We start from the raw sequence: 18,370 nt of genomic DNA, 5'->3' as shown, positions 1-18,370 counted from the left end.
ATCGACCGCACGGCGGCCTCGGCGGCCAAACCCCCTACGAACGCCTCAAGCAGAAAACCACGACCCAGGCGTAAACGATCACCGTCGGTTGCACAGGCCGGCAGTCGGCCGTCCCACCCCGGCCGCAGGAGTCACGACGGGTTGACGTGTCGGTACCCGGTGCTACTCTGGCGCTCGTCGAGCACGCTAGCGCGGCCTTCCTGCCGGATCGCTGGACTCGACGTCGGAGATGCCGAGCGGCCTTCCTGCCGCTGATGCGGGCCACGCCGGCTCTCGATCGCACCGGCCGCTGCGCCGGCCTCCCGAATCCGCTGAACGGCCCAGCGCGGTCTTCCTGCCGTCTACGTTGGCCCGGATTCGCGCATCTCCACGGGTGGGGGCAGTCTGCGGCAACCCACCGAATGCCGACATCCAGGCTCCCCACCCGTGCCGGCCTCAATTGCCAAGTCCAGAAGCGTGAAAGGACATGACCCATCGGCGGGCAGTGGCACGACCACGACTCCGCCCTCCGGCGTCAGCCGCCCTCTCGGCGGTGCCAGGAGACACGACGAACACCACCAGCGGACAGACGTCCATGGCTGGTGGTGCTTCGTCTCCCGTCCCTGCCACCCCCTGATGAGGAGACAGTCGTGTCCACCACTCCGCTTACCCTCTATCGGCCCGGTCTCGTCGTCGGCCGTGACGCCCAGGTCCTGCACCGGGCCGCATCGCCGGAGTTCTCCGGTTGGATGGAGCACACCCGCCCCGCCGGCGGCTGTAGCCGTCCGATCCGCCTAACCGGCACCATCGCCGCCGTCGACCGGAACACCGGCCGCATAACCGGCCAGTTGCACACCGACGAGCTGCCCGACGGCACGCTCTACAAGGCGTGCGGCAACCGCCGCGAATCGGTGTGCTCGGACTGCGCCTGGGTCTATCGGGGCGACGCCTACCAGCTCACACGCTGCGGCCTGACCGGCGGCAAGGGCGTCCCTGCCTCGGTCGGCCGCCACCTGGTCGTCTTTGCCACCTTCACCGCCCCCTCCTTCGGCCCCGTCCACCACCGGCACGTCCCCCGGCACACCTGCCGCAACCGGCAGCGCTGCGACTGCCGACCGGCACCCTGCCGCGCCCGCAGCACCGCCGGCACCTGCCCGCACGGGCAGCCCGCGGCGTGCTTCGCCCGCCACGACAGCGATGATCCGCGGCTCGTGCCTGGACTGCTACGACCACGCCCACCAGGTCGTCTGGAACTACTTCTCCGGCGAGCTGTGGAGGCGCACCAAGCAAGCCATCGAACGTCACCTCGCCGCCCTCTGCCGCAAGCGCGGCATCCCCTTCGTCCGGGTCGTGTCGGCATCGGGCAAGGTCCGCTGGGTGCCGCCTGTGCGGGTGTCTCACGGCAAGGTCGCCGAGATGCAGCGCCGGGCAGCGGTGCACTTTCACACGCTGCTGCGCCTCGACGGCGTCGACGCCGACGACCTGGACGCGCTTGCGCCGCCGCCAGACGGCATCACCGTCGACGACCTGGAGGAGGCGGTCCACACCGGCGCTTCGCGGATCACGGTCACTACGCCTGCGCACCCGGACCGGCCGCAGGGCTGGTTGGTCGCCTGGGGTGAGCAGGTCGATGTCCGGCGGATCAACGCCGCTGACGACGAGTTGACCGATGGGAAGGTAGCCGCCTACCTGGCGAAGTACGCCACCAAGGCCACGGAAGCCGCCGCTCAGTCGGGCATGCGCGGCCAGGATTGCGGCCACGCTTCCAGGCGCATGACTATTCGCAGGAGGCTTGCCTCAAACGCGGCCTCGTCAAGCTCGCCTCCCCGGTGGCGGGACCACAAATCGCTCAGGTCATCTTCGACGGCACCCAGTTCGATGAGTCGGTCGGCGCAGGCGAGGCTTCTCTGACGTGCCTCGGCCGGGCTGCCGGAGCTGGTGGTCATCTTGTCTGCGACGACGGTCAGTGTGCAGCGTGCTTCTGCCGTGATGCCACGGCCGGCGGTCTCGACTGCCCGCAGGGTCCCTTCGGGCCCTTGAACGATCTCGACGAACAGGCCGAGCAGCCGCGAATTGCGCACGAGCGGTCCGTCCGTCATCGTCCGCCCTCCAGCTGTTCGGTCCGCCGCCGCTTCGGAGACCATCCCGACACGGAAGTCAGGCTGGCGGTTGGTCCACTGCTGTACTTCGCTGCTGTACCGGCCTCGATCATGGCAACAGCGGCCCCGGACGGGACCGCTGACCTGCAGAGGAGTGGGCCGCCAGGGACTCGAACCCTGAACCTATGGATTAAAAGTCCACAGCTCTGCCATTGAGCTAGCGGCCCGCCCGCCCAGGTTACCGGAACCCGCTCACACCGACCTTCCGGCTTCCCCCGCAGTCGATCTTCCGACAGCCCCGCCGGTATGGGACGGCTGGGCCGGGGAACGGGGGTGGGCATGAGGTTGAGCAGTACTCCCGCGGTGGCCGCGTCGAGGGAGGTGCCGGGGGCCGACGGGGTACGCCGGCCCGGTGGCGAGGTGCACGCGTGGCTGTCGGGGCAGAACCAGACGGTCTGCGGGTTGCCGTTGAGCCGTACCCGGCTGCGCCGGTTCCCGCACGTGCCGTTCGACTACTCGGCCACCGACGTGCTCACCGAGGCTGACCCGGAGGGCTGGGTTTGCCCGCGCTGCCTGGCCGCCGTGCAGGGCCGCCGCCAGGGGGAGCGGGGCTGGACCCGGACGAATCCGCGGCCCTGACCGGTCCGGGGGTTGGTGCCCGCAGCAGCGGGTACGGCAGCGGGCATGCGCGTCGTCATCGTGGGCGCCACCGGCAACGTGGGCACCGCCCTGCTGCGCCGGTTGCGGCAGGAGTCCGGGTCGGAACTCGTGGGCGTGGCCCGGCGGCTGCCCGGTCCGGGGGCCGGTGAGCCGTACGACGGGGTGCAGTGGCACGCCTGCGACGTGGGGGCGCCCGGGGCGGCCGACCGGCTGGCCACGATCGTCGCCGGTGCTCAGGCGGTGGTGCACCTGGCCTGGCAGATCCAGCCGAGCCATGACCGGCGGACGCTGTACCGGACCAACGTCGAGGGCAGCCGCGCGGTGATCGACGCGGTCGTCCGGGCCGGCGTGCCCGCCCTGGTGCACGCCTCGTCGGTGGGGGCGTACGCGCCCGGTCCGAAGGACCACCCGGTGAGCGAGAACTGGCCGGTCACCGGGGTGGCGGGGTCGTCGTACAGCCGGGACAAGGCGGAGGTGGAGCGGCTGCTGGACGCGGTCGAGCGGGAGCAGCCGGGGTTGCGGGTGGTCCGGCTGCGGCCGGGGCTGATCTTCCAGCGTGACGCCGGCACCGAGATCAGCCGCTACTTCATCGGCCCGTTGCTGCCGGTCCAGCTGCTCCGGTACGGCCGGATCCCGCTGGTGCCCGCCAACCGCCGGCTGCGGATGCAGGCGGTGCACGCCGACGACGTGGCCGACGCGTACGCCCGGGCGGTGTTGGGTGAGGCGCGCGGCGCCTTCAATGTCGCCGCGGACCCGGTGCTGACCCCGGAGCTGGTGGCCCGGCACTTCCACGGCTGGACGGTGCCGGTGGCGGCGCCGGTGCTCCGCGCGGCGGCGAGCCTGACCTGGTGGGCGCGCCTGCAACCGGTCGACGCGGGTTGGGTGGACCTGGCGTTGAACGTCCCGCTGCTGTCCAGCGAGCGCGCCGAGCGGGAGCTCGGCTGGACGCCCAGGGTGGACGCGGTGACCGCGCTCCGTGACCTCTTCGCCGGCATGGCGCACCGGGCCGGCACCGCCTCACCGCCGCTGTCGGCCGACCCGGGCCTGCCCGGCCGCCCCGCCGCCCTGCTCAAGGCCCGCCTCCCCGGCCACCCCAACCCCTACTGACCCCTGGCCCCCTGCCGCCGCGTTGATCAAGGAGTTTGCGTCGATACGGGCACTCCCGCCGACGCGAACTCCTTGACCGACAGGGCGAGGGGGGAGGGGCGGCGACCTTCCTGGTCGACAGGGCGAGAGGGGTTAGGGGAGGACGGTGGGCGGGCGGGCGCCCAGGAAGAAGATGCCGGGGTAGCCGCGCGTCTCGAAGCCGGCGCTGGGGTTGCGGCGCAGGGTCGAGTGCTCGATGCGCAGGGTGCCGGTGCGGTTGTTGCTGACGAAGAAGATCGCCCCGCCGCCCTCGGCGGCCCGGTTCCCCTCGATGATCGTGCCGGCGATCCGCACGGTGAACTCGTTGCCGTCGCAGTAGATCGCGCCGCCGCTGCCCCCGCCGGGGGTGCCGGACCGGGCCGGGTTGGCTCCGGTGCCGACCGCCCGGTTGTCCCGGAAGACGCTGTTCAGCACCGTCCAGGAGACGCCGATGCTGCTCAACGCCCCGCCGTTGGCGCAGTTGCCGCCGGTGAAGGTGCTGTTCACCACGTACACCGGCCGGTTCTCGTACTGGCTGAGCACGCGCAGCGCCGCGCCGCCCAGGTCCGGGCCGGTCCGGTCGCAGCGGTTGCCGATGAAGCGCGAGTTGACCACCTTGAACCGGCCGCCCCGGACGAAGATCGCGCCGCCCCCGCCGCCCTCGGTCCGGTCGCCGGTGGAGTCGCCGCCGGTGAAGGTCAGGTTCTGCACGGTGAGCTGCGGGTGATCCTGGTTCTGACAGTGCGAGGTGGTCCACCCCTGGGCCTGGTCGCAGGTGTTCAGGTAGAGGATGCGCCGCTTCCCGCCACCGCTCAGGGTGACCTTGCCGCCGCCGTCCAGCACGATCCGCGGCCCGTGCGAGTTGACCACCTTCGCGGTCGCCTTCATGGTGATCGTCACCGGGGCCGGGCCGCAGTTGAAGGTGATGATGCCGCCGGCCGCCACGGCCTTCACCACCGCCTCCGAGGTGCAACTCGCGGCGGTGCCGGTGCCGATCCTGCGGGTCGGGTGCGAGGTGTCCACCGCTCGGGCCTCGGCCGGCACGGCGGCGCGGCCGGCCGGGTTGCCGGCACGGAACGCGGCGGCCGACGGGGTGGCGCCCGGCGTCACGACGCCCAGTCCGGCGCGGGCGCTCGGACCGGCCGTCGGGGTGGCCGCCGGAGCGGAGACGGTGCCGGTCGCCGCGGCCGGGGCGGCGGGCGGACCGGCCGGGTCGCCAGCGGCGCAGGCGGGCAGCCCCGCGGTGCCGACGACGAGGACGAGCAGGAGGAGAGCGGACTTCACGCGCACCGCCCGATGCTAGGAGCGCGACCGGCCGGCGCACGACCCGACACCGGATCCTTAACCCGCCGCTAAGCCGCCCGCCGCCACCCGGCAAGGACCCACCCACGACGGTCAGGGCCGGCGACGAGGCCGGGACCGCGATGACGAGACCGGTCCGCGGCGACGAGGCCGGGGTCCGCGGTGACGAGGCCCGGCCGGCAGCGACGAGGCCGGGACCGCGGCGACCGGGTCGGGCCCGCGGGCGGGTCAGGCGTGCGAGAGGGCGAACGCGATCAGGAAGCCGAGCACGGTGATCAGGCCGACCAGCAGGTGCGCGTCCTCGAACGCCTCCGGCACCATGGTGTCGGTGATCATGGCGAGGATGGCGCCGGCCGCCAGCGCCGTGATGGTGGCCAGCACCTCGGGCGGGGCGCCGCCGAGCAGCGTGTACCCGGCCAGCGCGGCCGCGCCGCTGACCAGCGCGATCGCCGACCAGAGCAGGAGCACCCAGCGCCGGCTGCGGCCGGCCTGGCGCATGCCGGCGGCACTGGACAGGCCCTCCGGCACGTTGCTGAGGAAGACGGCCAGCACGGTGACCAGGCTGACCGGGCCGCCGGCCAGCAGGCTCGCGCCGATCACCACCGATTCCGGTACGCCGTCCAGCAGCGCGCCGACCGCGATGGCGTTACCCGAGCCGGGCTGTTCCTGTTCGGAGGGCTGCTCGTCGCCGGAGCGCTTGCGGTGCCGGGCGCCGCGCCGGGCCAGCAGGATGTTCGCCCCGGTGTACGTGAGCGCCCCGATCGCCGCGCCCAACGCCACCGGCAGCAGTCCGCCCTGCGCGTGCGCCTCCGCGATCAGCTCGAACGACACGGCGGAGAGCAGCACGCCCGCGCCGAACGCCATCACGGACGCGATCACCCGGCGGGGCACCCGGGCGACGTAGCCCACCACCGCCCCGATCACCAGGGCGGAGCCGGCCAGCAACCCCCACAGTCCCGCTTCCAACCACTCCGGCACCCGCAGGACCCTACCCCGCGCCCGGAACGGGAAAACCGCTCAGAAATCGGCGAACAGGTACGGCAGCGCGCGCGGGAAGATCCGGCGCAGTTCCCCGGCCGCGTCCGGCGGCACCTCGCCGAGCCCTCGGATCGCCACCTCGACCGGGTCGAGCACCCCGTACGCCAGGGCGGAGAGCCCGGCGGCGGTCAACGTGGCGGTCGGCACGCTGCCCGCCGCGGCGCTCTCCCCGGGCAGCAGTTCCAGCCGCCCGGTGGCGCCGTCGAGCAGGTGCGCCCCGGCCAGCCACCGGTCGCCGACCAGTTCGACGCGGACCCGGCCGGTGCCGGCCGGCAGGCCGGCGAGCGCGTCCAGGCTGAGCAGCCGGGCCATCGGCGCCGGCGAACCCGGCCGGGACACCCGCGCCTCGACGTGCACCGCCAGGTCGGTCAGCCACAGCTCGGGCAACTCGTCGGCGGGCAGCTCGACCCGGATCCGGTCCACCTGGTCGACGTGGTGGGCGAAGAACCGGAGCAGCGACGCCCGGGCGTACGGGTCGTCGGCGAGCAGGTCGTCGGCGATCAGCTCGCCGCCGTGGTCGTCGATCCGGTAGGTCACCGCGCCGACCGGCACGCCGTCCCGGACGGCGGTGAGCAGCCACCGGTCGTCCCGGTCGCGCAGCGACACCGCCCGGAACTCCGGGAAGATCGCGAAGCCGTGCCGTTCCCGCAGCTGGCGCTCGGTGTAGCCGCGCCAGGTCGCCCAGCCCGCGCCGATCCGCTCCCAGCTCACGTCGCCGGGCAGTTCGGCGCGGAGCAGCGGGGCCAGGTCCGCCGGGGAGAACACCGCGGTCCGCCGGCGCGGCAGCCCGACGTAGCCGAAGCGCTCGTAGAACGAGGCCCGGAACGGGTAGAGCGCGCTCAACGCGTGCCCCTCCTCGCGCAGCTCGTCGAGGAGTCGCTCGAGCAGGGTCCGGACGTGACCGCGCCGCCGGGCCAGCGGATGGGTGGTCACCCCGGCCACGCCGGCCATCGGCAGCACCCGGCCGCGCAGGTTCTGCCGCATCGGGATGGCCGACACGGCGGCCGTGGTGAGCCCGTCATCCTCGACCACCAGCGTCCGGTTGCCCGCGTTGTACGGCAGGTACTCGCGGAACTCCTCGGTGCGGGAGGCGGCCATCGGCGACGCCTCGAACGCGTACGCCTGGAGCGGAAAGCTGGTGGTCAGGCGTTCCTCGGCGGCCAGGCGGCGAATACGCATCCGTTCATCCCAACCCGACCCGCCGGTGCCCGCAACCCGAATCCGGGTCAGGTCACCGGCAGGTGCCGGACGGGCCGGCGGCGGCGCAGCCGCGCGGCGGTCGCGGTCAGGCCGCGGCGACGTCGGAGACCACGACGGTGACGTTGTCCGGGGCGCCGGCCTGGTGGGCGAGCTTCACCAGCTGCTCACCGCACTGCTGCCGGTCCGGGTACGTGCTCAGCGCGGAGGCGATGGCCAGGTCGTCCACGTAGTCGGAGAGCCCGTCGCTGCACAGCAGCACCCGGTCCCCGGCGAAGACGGTGAGCATCCCGATGGCCGGCGGCGCGTCCGAGCCCTGCACGGCCCGGGTGACCAGCGAGCGCTGCGGGTGGTGCCGGGCCTGGTCGGGGGAGAGCGCGCCCTGGTCGACCAGCGCCTGCACGAAGGTGTCGTCCCGGGTGAGCTGGGTCAGCTCGCCGTCGCGCAGCAGGTAGCCGCGGGAGTCGCCGACCTGGGCCAGGACCAGGGTGTCGCCGGCGAGCAGGCCGGCGGTGAGCGTGGTACCCATGCCGTCGCGGGCCGGGTCGACGCTGATCGCGGCCCGGATGCGCTGGTTGGCGGTGCTCACCACGGCGCGCAGCGCGTCGGCCGCCTCGTCCGGCCCGGTGGGCGGGGTCAGCTCGTCCAGGATCCGGATGACGATCTCGCTGGCCACCTCGCCGGCCGGGAGGCCGCCCATGCCGTCGGCCACCGCCACCAGGCGGTCACCGGCGAGGGCGGAGTCCTCGTTGTTGGTCCGGACGAGGCCGACGTCGTTGAGGATGGCCGAGCGGAGGATCAGCGTCATGGGGTCAAGCTTGCCAAGAAGACCCCATTCTCGTCTCTACACACCGGGTATGGCGGCCGGGAAAGATTCACTCCGGGCGGGCCGCCGACCGTCCACCCTGGTCGTCGGTGGGGTAGCGCAGCAGCAGGCTGGCCCGGACCGGCTCGTCGCCGACCGCCGCGTAACTGTGCGGCACGTCGGAGGTCCAGCGCAGGTAGTCGCCGGGGCCGGCGGTCCCGGGGTGGTCCACCGGCCCGGCGCGCAGCACGCCGGAGAAGACGATCACGTGTTCGGTGACGCCGGCCTGGTGGGCGGGGGAGAGCTGCGGCGGGCCGGGGCTCACCCGCATCCGGTACAGCTCGTAGGTGGCGTCGGCGTCGGTGAAGACCTCCAGCAGGGTGGCGCCCACCGCCGCGCCGCGCACGGTCGGCGTCTCGGCCGGCCCGGACAGGACGGCGGTCAGCGGCACGCCGAGCTGCGCGGTGACCGCGTAGAGCGTCTCCAGGGTCGGGTTGCGGGTGCCGTTCTCCAGCCCGGAGAGGGTGGCCTTGCCGACGCCGGCCAGCCGGGCCAGCGTGGAGAGGGAGAGGCCGCGTTCCTCGCGCAGGATGCGGATGCGTCGGCCGACCTCGTCCGCACCGTGGCCACCGGCTGGTGGAGCAGTTGCCATGCCGGCTATCGTCCTACACCGTGCCGTTCCGTAAACGGAACGATGGAGGAGGTCGGGACATGGCCGGTCGGCTGCAACCCGTACTGGCCGGTGTGGTCACCGCGCTGGTCGGCTTCGCCAGCTCGTTCACCGTCGTGCTGGCCGGGCTCCGGGCGGTCGGCGCCGACCAGGCGCAGGCGGCCTCCGGCCTGCTGGCGCTCTGCGTCGGCACCGGATGCTGCGCGGTCTGGCTCGGGCTGCGGCACCGGATGCCGCTCGCCATCGCCTGGTCCACCCCGGGCGCCGCGCTGCTCGTGGCCACCGGTCCGGTGCCCGGCGGGTGGCCGGCGGCGGTCGGCGCGTTCCTGCTCGCCGGGGCGCTGATCGTCGCGGCCGGACTGGTGCCGGCGCTCGGTCGGGCGGTCGCCGCGATCCCGGCCCCGGTCGCCAGCGCCATGCTCGCCGGGGTGCTGCTGCCGCTCTGCACCGCGCCGGTGCGGGCACTGGTCGAGGTGCCCCGGCTGGCCGGGCCGGTGGTGCTGGCCTGGCTCCTGCTGCACCGGTTCGCCCGCCGGTGGGCCGTACCCGGCGCGCTGGCCGTGGCGGTGGCGGCCATCGCGCTGACCGCGCCCGGCCCGGTCCACGCCCACCTCGCGCCGGCCGTCGCGCTGACCGCGCCGGCCTGGACGCTGCCCGCGGTGGTCGGCCTGGCGCTGCCGCTCTTCCTGGTCACCATGGCCGCGCAGAACGTGCCCGGCACCGCGGTCCTCGCCGGCTACGGCTACCGAGCCCCGCTCGGCTCGGCGCTGCGGGTCACCGGGCTGGCCAGCATGCTCGGCGCGCCGGCCGGGGGGCACGCGCTGAACCTCGCCGCCATCACCGCCGCCCTGGCCGCCGGCCCGGACGCCCACCCCGACCCGGACCGGCGCTGGATCGCCTCGGTCACCGCCGGGATCGGCATGGCGCTGCTCGGTCTCGGCGCCGGCCTGGCGACCGCGCTGGTGCTGCTCTCCCCGCCGATCCTGGTCGAGGCGGTGGCCGGGCTCGCCCTGCTCGGCGCGCTGGCCGGGGCCGTCTCGACGGCCGTCGCCGAGCCGGCGGGCCGCGAGGCCGCGGTGGTCACCTTCGTGGTCACCGCCTCCGGGGTGAGCCTGCTCGGCGTGGGCGGGGCGTTCTGGGGCCTCGTCGCCGGCTGGCTGATGCTGCTGCTCTTCCGCCGCCGCCCGGCGGCCGGGCCGGCCGGTCAGCCCGATCCGGAGCGCACCGGACCCGCGGCCGGGCCGCCCGAGGAGTCGGACGCGGCCGCCGGACCAGCCGAGCGGTCGGGTCCGATCGCCGTTGGGGAGCCGGCCGCTGCCGTCGCCGGGCCGGCCGGGCAGCCGGCTCCGGGCGCCGCGGCCCGGGTCGGCTGATCAGGCGCTGCCCTCGACCTCGGCGCCGATCTCCATGAGCCGCAGCCGCACGCCGGGGACGTTCTCCTCGACCGTCTGCCGCAACGCCCGGGCGTGCTCCAGCGTGTCGAGGACGACCAGCGCGTGGCTGCGGTCCGGCTCGTCGCCGTCGGCGCCCCACCAGCCCCGGACGAAGCCGGGGAACTGGCGGGTCACCTCGGCCATGTGCGCGAACTGGGCGGCCCGCGCCGCCGCCTCGGTCGGCGTGCCGCCCTGCTCCCCGATCACCATCCACATGCCGCCCACGGTACGGCCTGGATCACTCCTCCTCGGGCAGGTCGGCGACCGGGACGGTGAGGCGTACCCCGTCGTCGCCGACGGCGGCGATCCGGTCGGCGAGCACGTAGACCGCGCCGGTGCGGACCAGCCCGGTGGAGACCTTCAGGTAGCCGCGGCGCAGCAGCCGGGCGGCCAGGTCGGCGGGGACGTCCGGCTCCTCGGCGGCGGCCGACTCGATCAGCTCGTCCAGGCTGCTCCCCGGGTCCACCGGCGCGGGCGCCTGCACGGTGACCGCGCTCGGGTCGCCGCGCTGGACGAGATCCACGGTGCCCACCTCGACGCCGGTCGAGTCGACCACCCGCATGCCGGTGGTGACCTGGGCGACGGTGTCCTGCTGCTGGCTCATGGTGGCGCGGTTCCCGGGTCGCCCGGCCGCTAAACGGGTGGGGTCCAGCCGCTCGGCGGGCGGGGGGACAGCTCACGCCAGCTGTCCGGCCCCTCCAGCAGCGCCCGGACCGTCTCCTCCGCCTCGTCCACGCTGGCGTACTCGTAGAATTGGGAGACCCCCTCGGCGCCCCCGGCGCGCTGCTCGACGTGCCAGCGGTCGCCGTCGACCCGGAGGAAGACGTCCCGCCGGGCCAGCCGCCCCCATTTCCCGTTCCACCAGTGTTTGCGCTGCTCCATGCCGTGGACTCTATCGAACATGTGTTCGACACACGTCGGCCCCCGCGGGATTCCCACAGGGGCCGATCGGCTATGGGTCAGCGCGCGGCGGGCGGCTCCTGGCGCCGGCCGAGCACGTCGTCGAGCGCGCCGCGCTGCACCGGAGTGCCGTGGGTGCCGGCGAGCAGCGCGTCCCGGATCTCGGTGAGCAGCTTGATCTCCTCGCTCGGGGCGGCCGGCGGCGGCTCCTCGCCCCGCTTGCGCCGCTCGGCGAGCTTGTTCATCGGGTAGACGACCAGGAAGTAGAGCACCGCCGCGGTCAGCAGGAAGGTGATCGCGGCGTTGATGAAGGCGGCCCAGTCCATGTAGTTGCCGTTGCCGATCTTCCACCGACCGGCCGTCAGCGCGCTCCTGCCGCCGAAGAGCTTGATCAGCGGTTCCAGGAACGACTTGGTGAACTGCGAGACCAGGCCGGTGAAGGCCGCGCCGATGACGATGCCGACCGCCAGGTCGACGACGTTGCCGCGCATGATGAAGTCTTTGAAGCCCTTGAGCATCCGCACTCCCGTGCTGTCCGATTCTGCGTCGCGGACAACCTATGCCCCGGACGGTGGTTCGAGAAAAGCACCGGCCTCGATCGCCGCCCGCGCCGGATCGCCCGCCCGGATCGCCGCCACCAGGCGGCCGTGGTCGACGTACCGCTCGGGCTGGAGGGTCTCGCCCATCGCCTGGGCCACCGTGCTGCGCAGCGCCGCGCCGACCGAGGCGTACAGCTCGGCGAGCATGGCGTTGTGCGCCGCGGCCACCACCGCGCTGTGCAGCGCGGCGTCGGCCTCGACGAACTCGTCCACCCGGCCGGAGCGCCAGGCGGCCTCCCGGGCGGCGAGCGCGCCGTCGAGCGCGGCCAGGTCCCCGGGGGTACGCCGCAGCGCGGCGAGCCGGGCCGCCTCCACCTCGAAGGCGCGCCGGACCTCGATGACCTCGGTCATCCGGTCGTCGGTGAGCCGGCGGGCCACCACCGGGGCCAGCTCGTCGGTGGAGACCACGTACGTCCCGGAGCCCTGCCGGCACTCCAGCACCCCGGCGTGGACCAGCGCCCGGACCGCCTCGCGGACCGTGTTGCGCCCCACGCCGAGCGCCGCGACGAGCTGCGGCTCGGTCGGGATCCGCCCGCCCACCGGCCACTCGCCGCCGAGGATGCGGGCCCGGAGCTGCTCGATCGTCTGCCGCACCCGGTGCCCACGCGGCGGCACGGCGACGGAATCGACGGCGGGTGTCACCGGTTACACCTCCTGCCGAAATTCATCCCATGATTGTAGGTTCGAGGTCATGACCCCGCCAACCGCGCGCACCGCGGCGCCCGCCGGCGCGCCGACCACCGACGTGACACCCGGCCCGGCCCCCGCCGCCGCCCCCGCGCCCCCGGCCACGCCGGCCCGCGGCGGCCTGCTGGTGCTGGTCGGGATGCTGCTCGTCGCGGTCAACCTGCGGACCGCCGTCACCAGCCTCGGCGCCCTGCTCGACGAGATCCGGGGCGGGCTGGGGCTCTCCGGCACCACCGCCGGCCTGGTCACCACGCTGCCCACCATCGCCTTCGCCGGGCTCGGCGCGCTCACCCCGTGGCTGGTCCGCCGCTGGCCGGCCGCCCGGGTGCTGGTGCTGGCGATGCTGGCCCTCACCGCCGGCCAGGTGCTCCGGGTGGTCACCGACTCGACCGTGGTCTTCGTGCTCACCAGCGCGCTCGCCCTGTCCGGCATCGCGGTGGCGAACATCCTGCTGCCGATGCTGGTCAAACAGCACTTCCCGCACCGCACCGGGCTGGTCACCGGGGCGTACACGATGGCGCTGACCGTCGGCACGACGGTGGCCGCCGCCTCGGCGGTGCCGGTGGCGCACGCGTTCGGCTCCTGGCGCGCCGGGCTCGGTGTCTGGGCCGGGCTGGCCGCCCTGGCCGTACTCCCGTGGGTGCCGCTGGCGCTGCGCGACCGCCGGGCCCGGCGGGCGGCGACCCCGGTGGCGGCCGTCGCCACCCCGGCCCGGATCCGGCCCGGGCGGACCCGGCTCGGCTGGGCCATGGCGATCTACTTCGGCGCGCAGTCGCTGAGCGGCTACGCGATCATGGGCTGGCTGGCCCAGCTCTTCCGGGACGCCGGTTACTCCGCGCAGACCGCCGGGCTGCTGCTGGCCGGGGTGACCGCGCTCGGCGTGCCGGTGGCGCTGGCCATGCCGGCCGTCGCCGGCCGGCTGCGCACCCTGCGGCCGCTGGTGCTCGGGCTGACCGCCTTCTCCACGGCCGCCTACCTGGGCCTCGCCCTCGCCCCGCACGGCCCGGCACCGTTCTGGGTGCTGCTGCTCGCCCTCGGCCAGGGCGCGTTCCCGCTGATCCTGACCACCATCGGGCTGCGCGCCCGGACCGCCGAGGGCACCGTGGCGCTCTCCGCGTTCGCGCAGAGCACCGGCTACCTGATCGCGGCGCTCGGCCCGCTGCTGGTCGGCATCCTCTACGAGGCGACCGGCGGGTGGACCGCGCCGCTCGGCTTCCTGCTGGCGGCGCTCGCCGTGCAGACGACGGCGGGCCTGGTGATCGCCCGCCCCCGACACATCGAGGACGAGCGCTGAGCGGCGACGGTCAGGAGGAGGCGGGGGTCGGGTCGCCCGCGACCGCCTGCTCCACCGTCGGGTACGTGTGCAGCACCTCGACCAGCCCGCTGACCTCAAGGATGCGCAGCACCCCGCGCTGCGGGGCGGCCAGCCGGACCACGCCGCCGACCTCGTCGCAGCTGTTCTTGGCGCGGACGAAGACCGACAGCCCGGTGGAGTCGCAGAACGAGACGTCCGCCAGGTCGAAGACGAGCCGGCTGCGGCCCTTGTCCAGCAGATCCGTGATCTGGTCCTGCAACTGCGGTGCCGTCGCCATGTCCAGCTCGCCCGCGACCGACACGACGACCACGTCGCCGCGCTGTTCCGTGTGCACCGTCAGGGACATTCGTCGACCTCCTGTGTTCGGTGGAACGGTATCCCACGAAGCGCGGGATACGCAGAACGGGAGCCGACCAGGTTGCGCCGATCATTCTTTGCCGCGCGGCAAGTAGTCCCGCAGGTCCCGATGATAGAGTCCGCCCCGTTCAACGTTCAGGGAGGTCACGATGGCGATGAGCGCCGAACAGAGTGGTCGGCTCGCCCGCCTGCTGAGTGAGCACACCGACCGGCTGACCGAGCGCTGGACGGAAACCGTCGCCGCCTCGCTGCGCGGCCGGCTCAGCCAGGCCGAGCTGGCCCGACAGGTGCGGGAGCTGCACCGGAGCATGATCGACGCCGGCCGGAACGGCCTCACCGACCTGGCCGACGAGCACGGCGGCGAGCTGCGCGCCGTGCTCGCCGAGCTGTCCACCAACCGGGCCCGGCAGGGCTTCAGCGCCAGCGAGACCGCGATCAGCGTGTTCGCGGTCAAGGACGCCCTGCTGGAGCTGATGGAGGAGAGCAGGGCCGAGGAAACTCTCCGGGACTTCGTGGCCTTCTCCGCCCTGATCGACCAGATGGGGCTCTTCACCTTCGAGAGCTACGTCCGCACCCGCGAGGGTCTCATCGCCGACCAGGCGGAGCAGCTGCTGGAGCTCTCCACGCCGGTGGTGAAGCTGTGGGAGGGCGTGGTCGCGGTCCCGCTGGTCGGCACCCTCGACTCGGCCCGCGCCCAGGTGGTGATGGAGCGGCTGCTGCAGACCCTGGTCGACACCGGCTCGCCGTACGCGATCATCGACATCACCGGCGTGCCGGCGGTGGACACCCAGGTCGCCCAGCACATCCTCAAGACGGTGGTGGCCGCCCGGCTGATGGGCGCCGACTGCATCATCTCCGGCATCCGGCCGCAGATCGCGCAGACCATCGTCGCCCTCGGCATCGAGTTCGGGGACATCGCGACCAAGGCCAGCCTCGCCGACGCGCTGCGCCACGTGCTGCGGCTGACCGGGGTCGAGACCACCGCCCGTCGCCAGCGCCGGGAGTCCTGATGGAGCGGGTGCCGATCCTCAAGATCGGTGACATCCTGCTGGTCTCGATCCAGGTCGACATGTCCGACCAGACGGCGATCCAGCTCCAGGAGGACCTGGCCGAGCGGATCGTCGCCACCGGCTGCCACGGCGTGATCATCGACATCACGGCGCTGGACATCGTCGACTCGTTCGTCGGCCGGATGCTCTCCACCATCGCGTCCATCTCCAAGGTGCTGGACGCCGAGACGGTCGTGGTGGGGATGCGTCCCGCCGTGGCCATCACCCTGGTCGAGCTGGGATTGTCGCTCAACGGCATCCGGACCGCGCTGAACGTCGAGCGGGGCATGGAACTGGTCGCGGCCAGCCGTGCCGACGAGTGGGACGCGTTCGACGGCGACGAGGACGCCGAGACGACGGCCACGTCATGACCGGAGTCGGCCTGGGGGTGCCGGACGTCCAGGCGATCCGCAGTGACGAGGACGTGGTCCGGGTGCGGCAGCTGGTGCGTACCACGGCGGTCGCCGCCAAGCTCTCCCTGGTCGACCAGACCAAGCTGGTCACCGCCGCGAGCGAGCTGGCCCGCAACACGCTGATCTACGGCGGGGGCGGCTCCGCCGAGGTGACCCCGGTCGAGGACGGTCGCCGGCGTGGGGTGCGGATCGTCTTCGCCGACGACGGGCCGGGCATCGCCGACCTCGACCAGGCGTTCACCGACGGCTTCACCACCGGCGGCGGGCTGGGCCTCGGGCTCAGCGGGGCCCGCCGGCTGGTGGACGATTTCGACATCTGGACCGCGGTCGGGGAGGGCACCCGGATCACGGTCACCAAGTGGTCCCGATGACCGGCGACGTGGTCGACGACCACGGCCTCTGGTTCCGGGTGGAGAACGGCAGCGCGGCCAGCGCGGCCCGGCGCGCCGCCGAACGCCTCGGCCGGCAGGTGGAGCTGCCCGAGCAGCGCGTCGCCGACCTGGCCATCATCACCGCCGAGCTGACCAGCAACCTGGTCAAGCACGCCCAGGAGGGCAACCTGCTGCTGCGGCCGGTGCGCCGGGCCGGCCGGGCCGGCGTCGAGCTGGTGGCGGTCGACACCGGCCCCGGCATGGCCGACCTCGCCCAGTCCGCCCGGGACGGGCACTCCACCACCGGCACGCTCGGCATCGGTCTAGGCGCCATCACCCGGCAGGCGAGCTGGTTCGACGGCTACTCGCTGCCCGGCCGGGGCACGGCGCTGGCCGTCCAGGTCTGGTCGGGACCGACCCCCGCCACGGACTGGGTCGCCGCGCTGACCCGGCCGATCACCGGCGAGCAGGTCAGCGGCGACGGGTACGCGGTGCGGGTCGCCGACGGCCGCCGCCAGGTGCTGGTCTGCGACGGGCTGGGGCACGGCCCGCTGGCCGCCGCCGCCAGCGGCGCCGCCGTCGCCGCCTTCCGGTCCGCGCCCGCCGGTCCGCCGGCCGCCGTGGTGCAGCAGCTGCACCGCTCCATGTCGCACACCCGGGGCGCCGCGCTCGCCGTCGCCGAACCGGATCCCGCGTCAGGCTTGCTCCGGTACGCCGGCCTCGGCAACATCGCAGCCATGATCGTGGTGGCGGGCGAGCGGCGGCGGGGTCTCGTCTCGTTGCCCGGCATCGCCGGGCACCAGCGCCCCGTGGTGCGCGAGTACGAGTACCCGTTCCCGCCCGACGCCACCCTGGTGATGCAGAGCGACGGCGTGGTGGACCGCTGGGACCTGGCCGACTACCCCGGCCTGGCCGGCCGCGCGCCGCTGTTGACCGCCGCCGTCCTGCTCCGCGACGCCGGCATCCGTCGGGACGACGCCTGCGTCCTGGTCGCCCGGGCGGAGCCGTGACCCGGCCGTCCGCCACCGACCCGCTGCTGCAGATGGCGCTGCGGGTGGAACACGACATCTTCCTGGTCCGCCAGCGGGGCCGGGAGGTGGCCGCCGCCGTCGGGCTGGAGCACCAGGACCAGGTACGCCTGGCCACCGCGCTCAGCGAGGTGGCCCGAGACCTGTTGCAGAGCGTCGCCGGCGCGGACGTCACCTTCGCGGTCGACCTCGACGCCCGCACCGGCCGGCAGCTGCTCCGGGTCGACCTGGCCCCGACCCGCCCGTTGCCCGACGGCCGGTACGAGCCACGGTCCGGCGCGGTGGCCCGGCTGGTGGACATGCTGGGCGTGACCGGTCACGGGGACGATACGGTCGTGAGGATGTCCCGACGTCTCCCGGCCCACGCGCCGGCGCTGACACCGGAGCGCCTCGCCGAGCTCCGCGCCGAGCTGGCCAGCAACGCTCCGGGCACCGCCCTGGACGAGTTGACGGCGCAGAACGCCCAGCTCATCAATGCCCTCGACGAGGTGCGCAGCCAGCGCGACGAGCTGGCGGTGCTCAACGCCGAGCTGCAGGAGACCAACCACGGGGTGATGGCGCTCTACAACCAGCTCACCGAGGAGCTGGAGGAGACCAACCGTGGCGTCGTGGCGCTCTACGCCGAGCTGGACGAGAAGTCCGCGCAGCTCCGCGCGGCCAGCGAGTCGAAGAGCCGGTTCCTGGCCAACGTCAGCCACGAGCTGCGCGCCCCGGTCACCGCGATCATCGGGCTGGCCCGGCTGCTCGCCGACTCCGCGTCCGACCCGCTCACCGCCGAGCAGGCCCGGCAGGTGGGGCTGATCCGGTCCTCCGCGGCCGATCTGCTGTCCCTCGTCAACGAGCTGCTCGACCTGGCCAAGGCCGAGTCGGGCCGGCTCGAGCCGAACTGGACCGAGGTGGACCTGCGCGGCGTCTTCGGCCAGCTCCGCGGCACGCTGCGGGCGCTGTCCACCCGGCCCGAGGTGGAGCTGGTGGTGGAGGAGCCGCCCGCCCCGGCCACGGTCCGCTCGGACGAGGTGCTGCTCGCCCAGGTGCTGCGCAACCTGCTGCACAACGGCTTGAAGTTCACCGAGCGGGGCGAGGTGCGGCTGCGGGCCGAGCGGCAGGACGACCGCTGGTCGTTGTCGGTCAGCGACACCGGCGTGGGCGTTCCCCCGGAGCTGCACGAACGGATCTTCGAGGAGTTCTACCAGGTGCCGGGGACCACCCGGGTCGGTGGCACCGGGCTCGGCCTGCCGTACGCGCGACGGCTGGTCACGCTGCTCGGCGGGACGCTGGAGCTGACCAGCGAACCCGGCCGGGGCAGCGTCTTCACCGTCGTCCTTCCCGCGGGCGGAGCGTGA

20 protein-coding genes, 1 tRNA gene and 1 pseudogene are annotated in these 18,370 nt (G+C 73.9%); 10 read left to right on the top strand and 12 right to left on the bottom strand.

What is annotated here, in order from left to right:
* Positions 1-692: 692 nt before the first annotated feature.
* Positions 693-1,758: pseudogene (locus ACIBPB_RS04505) on the top strand (replication initiator); the annotation flags it as partial.
* 475 nt (positions 1,759-2,233) lie between these two features.
* Here the strand turns inward: ACIBPB_RS04505 and ACIBPB_RS04500 are convergent.
* Positions 2,234-2,305: transfer RNA gene (locus ACIBPB_RS04500), tRNA-Lys, on the bottom strand.
* Positions 2,306-2,417: 112 nt separating this feature from the next.
* On the opposite strand from ACIBPB_RS04500, the gene ACIBPB_RS04495 reads away from it, so the two are divergent.
* Positions 2,418-2,717 (top strand): hypothetical protein, encoded by a 300-nt coding sequence (locus tag ACIBPB_RS04495; protein WP_046571378.1) that lies wholly within the window; start codon positions 2,418-2,420, stop codon positions 2,715-2,717.
* Between the two features lie 45 nt (positions 2,718-2,762).
* Positions 2,763-3,845, top strand: coding sequence for an NAD-dependent epimerase/dehydratase family protein (locus ACIBPB_RS04490; protein ID WP_357308798.1), 1,083 nt, complete (start codon positions 2,763-2,765; stop codon positions 3,843-3,845).
* Between the two features lie 132 nt (positions 3,846-3,977).
* Here the strand turns inward: ACIBPB_RS04490 and ACIBPB_RS04485 are convergent, their stop codons facing one another.
* The 5 genes from ACIBPB_RS04485 to ACIBPB_RS04465 form a co-directional block, all read right to left on the bottom strand.
* Positions 3,978-5,147, bottom strand: a complete 1,170-nt coding sequence (locus ACIBPB_RS04485; protein ID WP_396838188.1) for a hypothetical protein — start codon at positions 5,145-5,147, stop codon at positions 3,978-3,980.
* Positions 5,148-5,393: 246 nt separating this feature from the next.
* Positions 5,394-6,143, bottom strand: coding sequence for a ZIP family metal transporter (locus tag ACIBPB_RS04480; RefSeq protein WP_396838141.1), 750 nt, complete (start codon positions 6,141-6,143; stop codon positions 5,394-5,396).
* 39 nt (positions 6,144-6,182) lie between these two features.
* Positions 6,183-7,382: an enhanced intracellular survival protein Eis gene (eis, locus tag ACIBPB_RS04475; protein ID WP_396838140.1), complete on the bottom strand. Its 1,200-nt coding sequence runs from the start codon at positions 7,380-7,382 to the stop codon at positions 6,183-6,185.
* A gap of 106 nt (positions 7,383-7,488) precedes the next feature.
* Positions 7,489-8,208 carry a PP2C family protein-serine/threonine phosphatase gene (locus tag ACIBPB_RS04470; RefSeq protein ID WP_396838139.1) on the bottom strand — a complete coding sequence of 240 codons (720 nt, stop codon included), beginning with the start codon at positions 8,206-8,208 and terminating at the stop codon, positions 7,489-7,491.
* A 67-nt stretch (positions 8,209-8,275) separates the two neighbouring features.
* On the bottom strand, positions 8,276-8,857 hold the full coding sequence (locus tag ACIBPB_RS04465) for a helix-turn-helix domain-containing protein (RefSeq protein WP_396838138.1): 582 nt from the start codon (positions 8,855-8,857) through the stop codon (positions 8,276-8,278).
* Positions 8,858-8,916: 59 nt separating this feature from the next.
* On the opposite strand from ACIBPB_RS04465, the gene ACIBPB_RS04460 reads away from it, so the two are divergent.
* Complete coding sequence (locus ACIBPB_RS04460; RefSeq protein ID WP_396838137.1) at positions 8,917-10,248, top strand: benzoate/H(+) symporter BenE family transporter; 1,332 nt, start codon at positions 8,917-8,919, stop codon at positions 10,246-10,248.
* On the opposite strand, the gene ACIBPB_RS04455 is transcribed toward ACIBPB_RS04460, so the two are convergent.
* The 5 genes from ACIBPB_RS04455 to ACIBPB_RS04435 all read right to left on the bottom strand — a co-directional run bounded on the left by ACIBPB_RS04455 (position 10,249) and on the right by ACIBPB_RS04435 (position 12,449).
* Entirely contained in the window at positions 10,249-10,524 is a 276-nt protein-coding gene (locus ACIBPB_RS04455) for a hypothetical protein (RefSeq protein WP_396838136.1), read from the bottom strand.
* Between the two features lie 22 nt (positions 10,525-10,546).
* Complete coding sequence (locus ACIBPB_RS04450) at positions 10,547-10,912, bottom strand: hypothetical protein (RefSeq protein ID WP_396838135.1); 366 nt, start codon at positions 10,910-10,912, stop codon at positions 10,547-10,549.
* A gap of 29 nt (positions 10,913-10,941) precedes the next feature.
* Entirely contained in the window at positions 10,942-11,190 is a 249-nt protein-coding gene (locus tag ACIBPB_RS04445) for a hypothetical protein (protein ID WP_357308831.1), read from the bottom strand.
* Between the two features lie 77 nt (positions 11,191-11,267).
* Positions 11,268-11,726, bottom strand: a complete 459-nt coding sequence (gene mscL / locus ACIBPB_RS04440; protein ID WP_396838134.1) for a large conductance mechanosensitive channel protein MscL — start codon at positions 11,724-11,726, stop codon at positions 11,268-11,270.
* Between the two features lie 39 nt (positions 11,727-11,765).
* Positions 11,766-12,449 carry an FCD domain-containing protein gene (locus ACIBPB_RS04435; protein ID WP_357308837.1) on the bottom strand — a complete coding sequence of 228 codons (684 nt, stop codon included), beginning with the start codon at positions 12,447-12,449 and terminating at the stop codon, positions 11,766-11,768.
* Between the two features lie 49 nt (positions 12,450-12,498).
* Between ACIBPB_RS04435 and ACIBPB_RS04430 the strand changes: the two genes are divergently transcribed.
* A complete protein-coding gene (locus ACIBPB_RS04430) occupies positions 12,499-13,788 on the top strand; it encodes an MFS transporter (protein WP_396838133.1) in 1,290 nt (429 codons plus the stop codon).
* Positions 13,789-13,798: 10 nt separating this feature from the next.
* Here ACIBPB_RS04430 and ACIBPB_RS04425 read toward each other — a convergent pair whose 3' ends face one another.
* Entirely contained in the window at positions 13,799-14,155 is a 357-nt protein-coding gene (locus ACIBPB_RS04425; RefSeq protein WP_357308842.1) for an STAS domain-containing protein, read from the bottom strand.
* A gap of 160 nt (positions 14,156-14,315) precedes the next feature.
* Between ACIBPB_RS04425 and ACIBPB_RS04420 the strand changes: the two genes are divergently transcribed.
* Genes ACIBPB_RS04420 through ACIBPB_RS04400 form a run of 5 tightly spaced genes read left to right on the top strand, consistent with a single transcriptional unit; the run spans position 14,316 to position 18,370 of the window.
* Positions 14,316-15,176, top strand: coding sequence for an STAS domain-containing protein (locus ACIBPB_RS04420; protein WP_396838132.1), 861 nt, complete (start codon positions 14,316-14,318; stop codon positions 15,174-15,176).
* Positions 15,176-15,586, top strand: a complete 411-nt coding sequence (locus ACIBPB_RS04415) for an STAS domain-containing protein (protein ID WP_396838131.1) — start codon at positions 15,176-15,178, stop codon at positions 15,584-15,586. The genes ACIBPB_RS04420 and ACIBPB_RS04415 overlap by 1 nt, the downstream gene beginning before the upstream one ends.
* Positions 15,583-15,999 carry an ATP-binding protein gene (locus tag ACIBPB_RS04410; protein ID WP_396838130.1) on the top strand — a complete coding sequence of 139 codons (417 nt, stop codon included), beginning with the start codon at positions 15,583-15,585 and terminating at the stop codon, positions 15,997-15,999. The genes ACIBPB_RS04415 and ACIBPB_RS04410 overlap by 4 nt, the downstream gene beginning before the upstream one ends.
* Positions 15,996-17,009: a SpoIIE family protein phosphatase gene (locus tag ACIBPB_RS04405; RefSeq protein WP_396838187.1), complete on the top strand. Its 1,014-nt coding sequence runs from the start codon at positions 15,996-15,998 to the stop codon at positions 17,007-17,009. The genes ACIBPB_RS04410 and ACIBPB_RS04405 overlap by 4 nt, the downstream gene beginning before the upstream one ends.
* Positions 17,010-17,041: 32 nt before the next feature.
* Positions 17,042-18,370, top strand: a complete 1,329-nt coding sequence (locus tag ACIBPB_RS04400; protein ID WP_396838186.1) for an ATP-binding protein — start codon at positions 17,042-17,044, stop codon at positions 18,368-18,370.

The sequence above is a fragment of the Micromonospora sp. NPDC049836 genome (assembly GCF_044465125.1).
GTDB lineage: Bacteria > Actinomycetota > Actinomycetes > Mycobacteriales > Micromonosporaceae > Micromonospora.
This window is presented reverse-complemented; position numbering and strand designations above follow the sequence as displayed.

What these genes read in the sequence shown, in the direction of transcription:
- ACIBPB_RS04490 (WP_357308798.1), top strand. Translation starts at nt 2,763, where the DNA reads ATGCGCGTCGTCATCGTGGGCGCCACCGGCAACGTGGGCACCGCCCTG.
- ACIBPB_RS04470 (WP_396838139.1), bottom strand. Translation starts at nt 8,208, where the DNA reads ATGACGCTGATCCTCCGCTCGGCCATCCTCAACGACGTCGGCCTCGTC.
- ACIBPB_RS04430 (WP_396838133.1), top strand. Translation starts at nt 12,499, where the DNA reads ATGACCCCGCCAACCGCGCGCACCGCGGCGCCCGCCGGCGCGCCGACC.
- ACIBPB_RS04465 (WP_396838138.1), bottom strand. Translation starts at nt 8,857, where the DNA reads ATGGCAACTGCTCCACCAGCCGGTGGCCACGGTGCGGACGAGGTCGGC.
- ACIBPB_RS04495 (WP_046571378.1), top strand. Translation starts at nt 2,418, where the DNA reads ATGAGGTTGAGCAGTACTCCCGCGGTGGCCGCGTCGAGGGAGGTGCCG.
- mscL (WP_396838134.1), bottom strand. Translation starts at nt 11,726, where the DNA reads ATGCTCAAGGGCTTCAAAGACTTCATCATGCGCGGCAACGTCGTCGAC.
- ACIBPB_RS04400 (WP_396838186.1), top strand. Translation starts at nt 17,042, where the DNA reads ATGGCGCTGCGGGTGGAACACGACATCTTCCTGGTCCGCCAGCGGGGC.
- ACIBPB_RS04455 (WP_396838136.1), bottom strand. Translation starts at nt 10,524, where the DNA reads ATGTGGATGGTGATCGGGGAGCAGGGCGGCACGCCGACCGAGGCGGCG.
- eis (WP_396838140.1), bottom strand. Translation starts at nt 7,382, where the DNA reads ATGCGTATTCGCCGCCTGGCCGCCGAGGAACGCCTGACCACCAGCTTT.
- ACIBPB_RS04410 (WP_396838130.1), top strand. Translation starts at nt 15,583, where the DNA reads ATGACCGGAGTCGGCCTGGGGGTGCCGGACGTCCAGGCGATCCGCAGT.
- ACIBPB_RS04425 (WP_357308842.1), bottom strand. Translation starts at nt 14,155, where the DNA reads ATGTCCCTGACGGTGCACACGGAACAGCGCGGCGACGTGGTCGTCGTG.
- ACIBPB_RS04405 (WP_396838187.1), top strand. Translation starts at nt 15,996, where the DNA reads ATGACCGGCGACGTGGTCGACGACCACGGCCTCTGGTTCCGGGTGGAG.
- ACIBPB_RS04445 (WP_357308831.1), bottom strand. Translation starts at nt 11,190, where the DNA reads ATGGAGCAGCGCAAACACTGGTGGAACGGGAAATGGGGGCGGCTGGCC.
- ACIBPB_RS04460 (WP_396838137.1), top strand. Translation starts at nt 8,917, where the DNA reads ATGGCCGGTCGGCTGCAACCCGTACTGGCCGGTGTGGTCACCGCGCTG.
- ACIBPB_RS04415 (WP_396838131.1), top strand. Translation starts at nt 15,176, where the DNA reads ATGGAGCGGGTGCCGATCCTCAAGATCGGTGACATCCTGCTGGTCTCG.
- ACIBPB_RS04450 (WP_396838135.1), bottom strand. Translation starts at nt 10,912, where the DNA reads ATGAGCCAGCAGCAGGACACCGTCGCCCAGGTCACCACCGGCATGCGG.
- ACIBPB_RS04420 (WP_396838132.1), top strand. Translation starts at nt 14,316, where the DNA reads ATGGCGATGAGCGCCGAACAGAGTGGTCGGCTCGCCCGCCTGCTGAGT.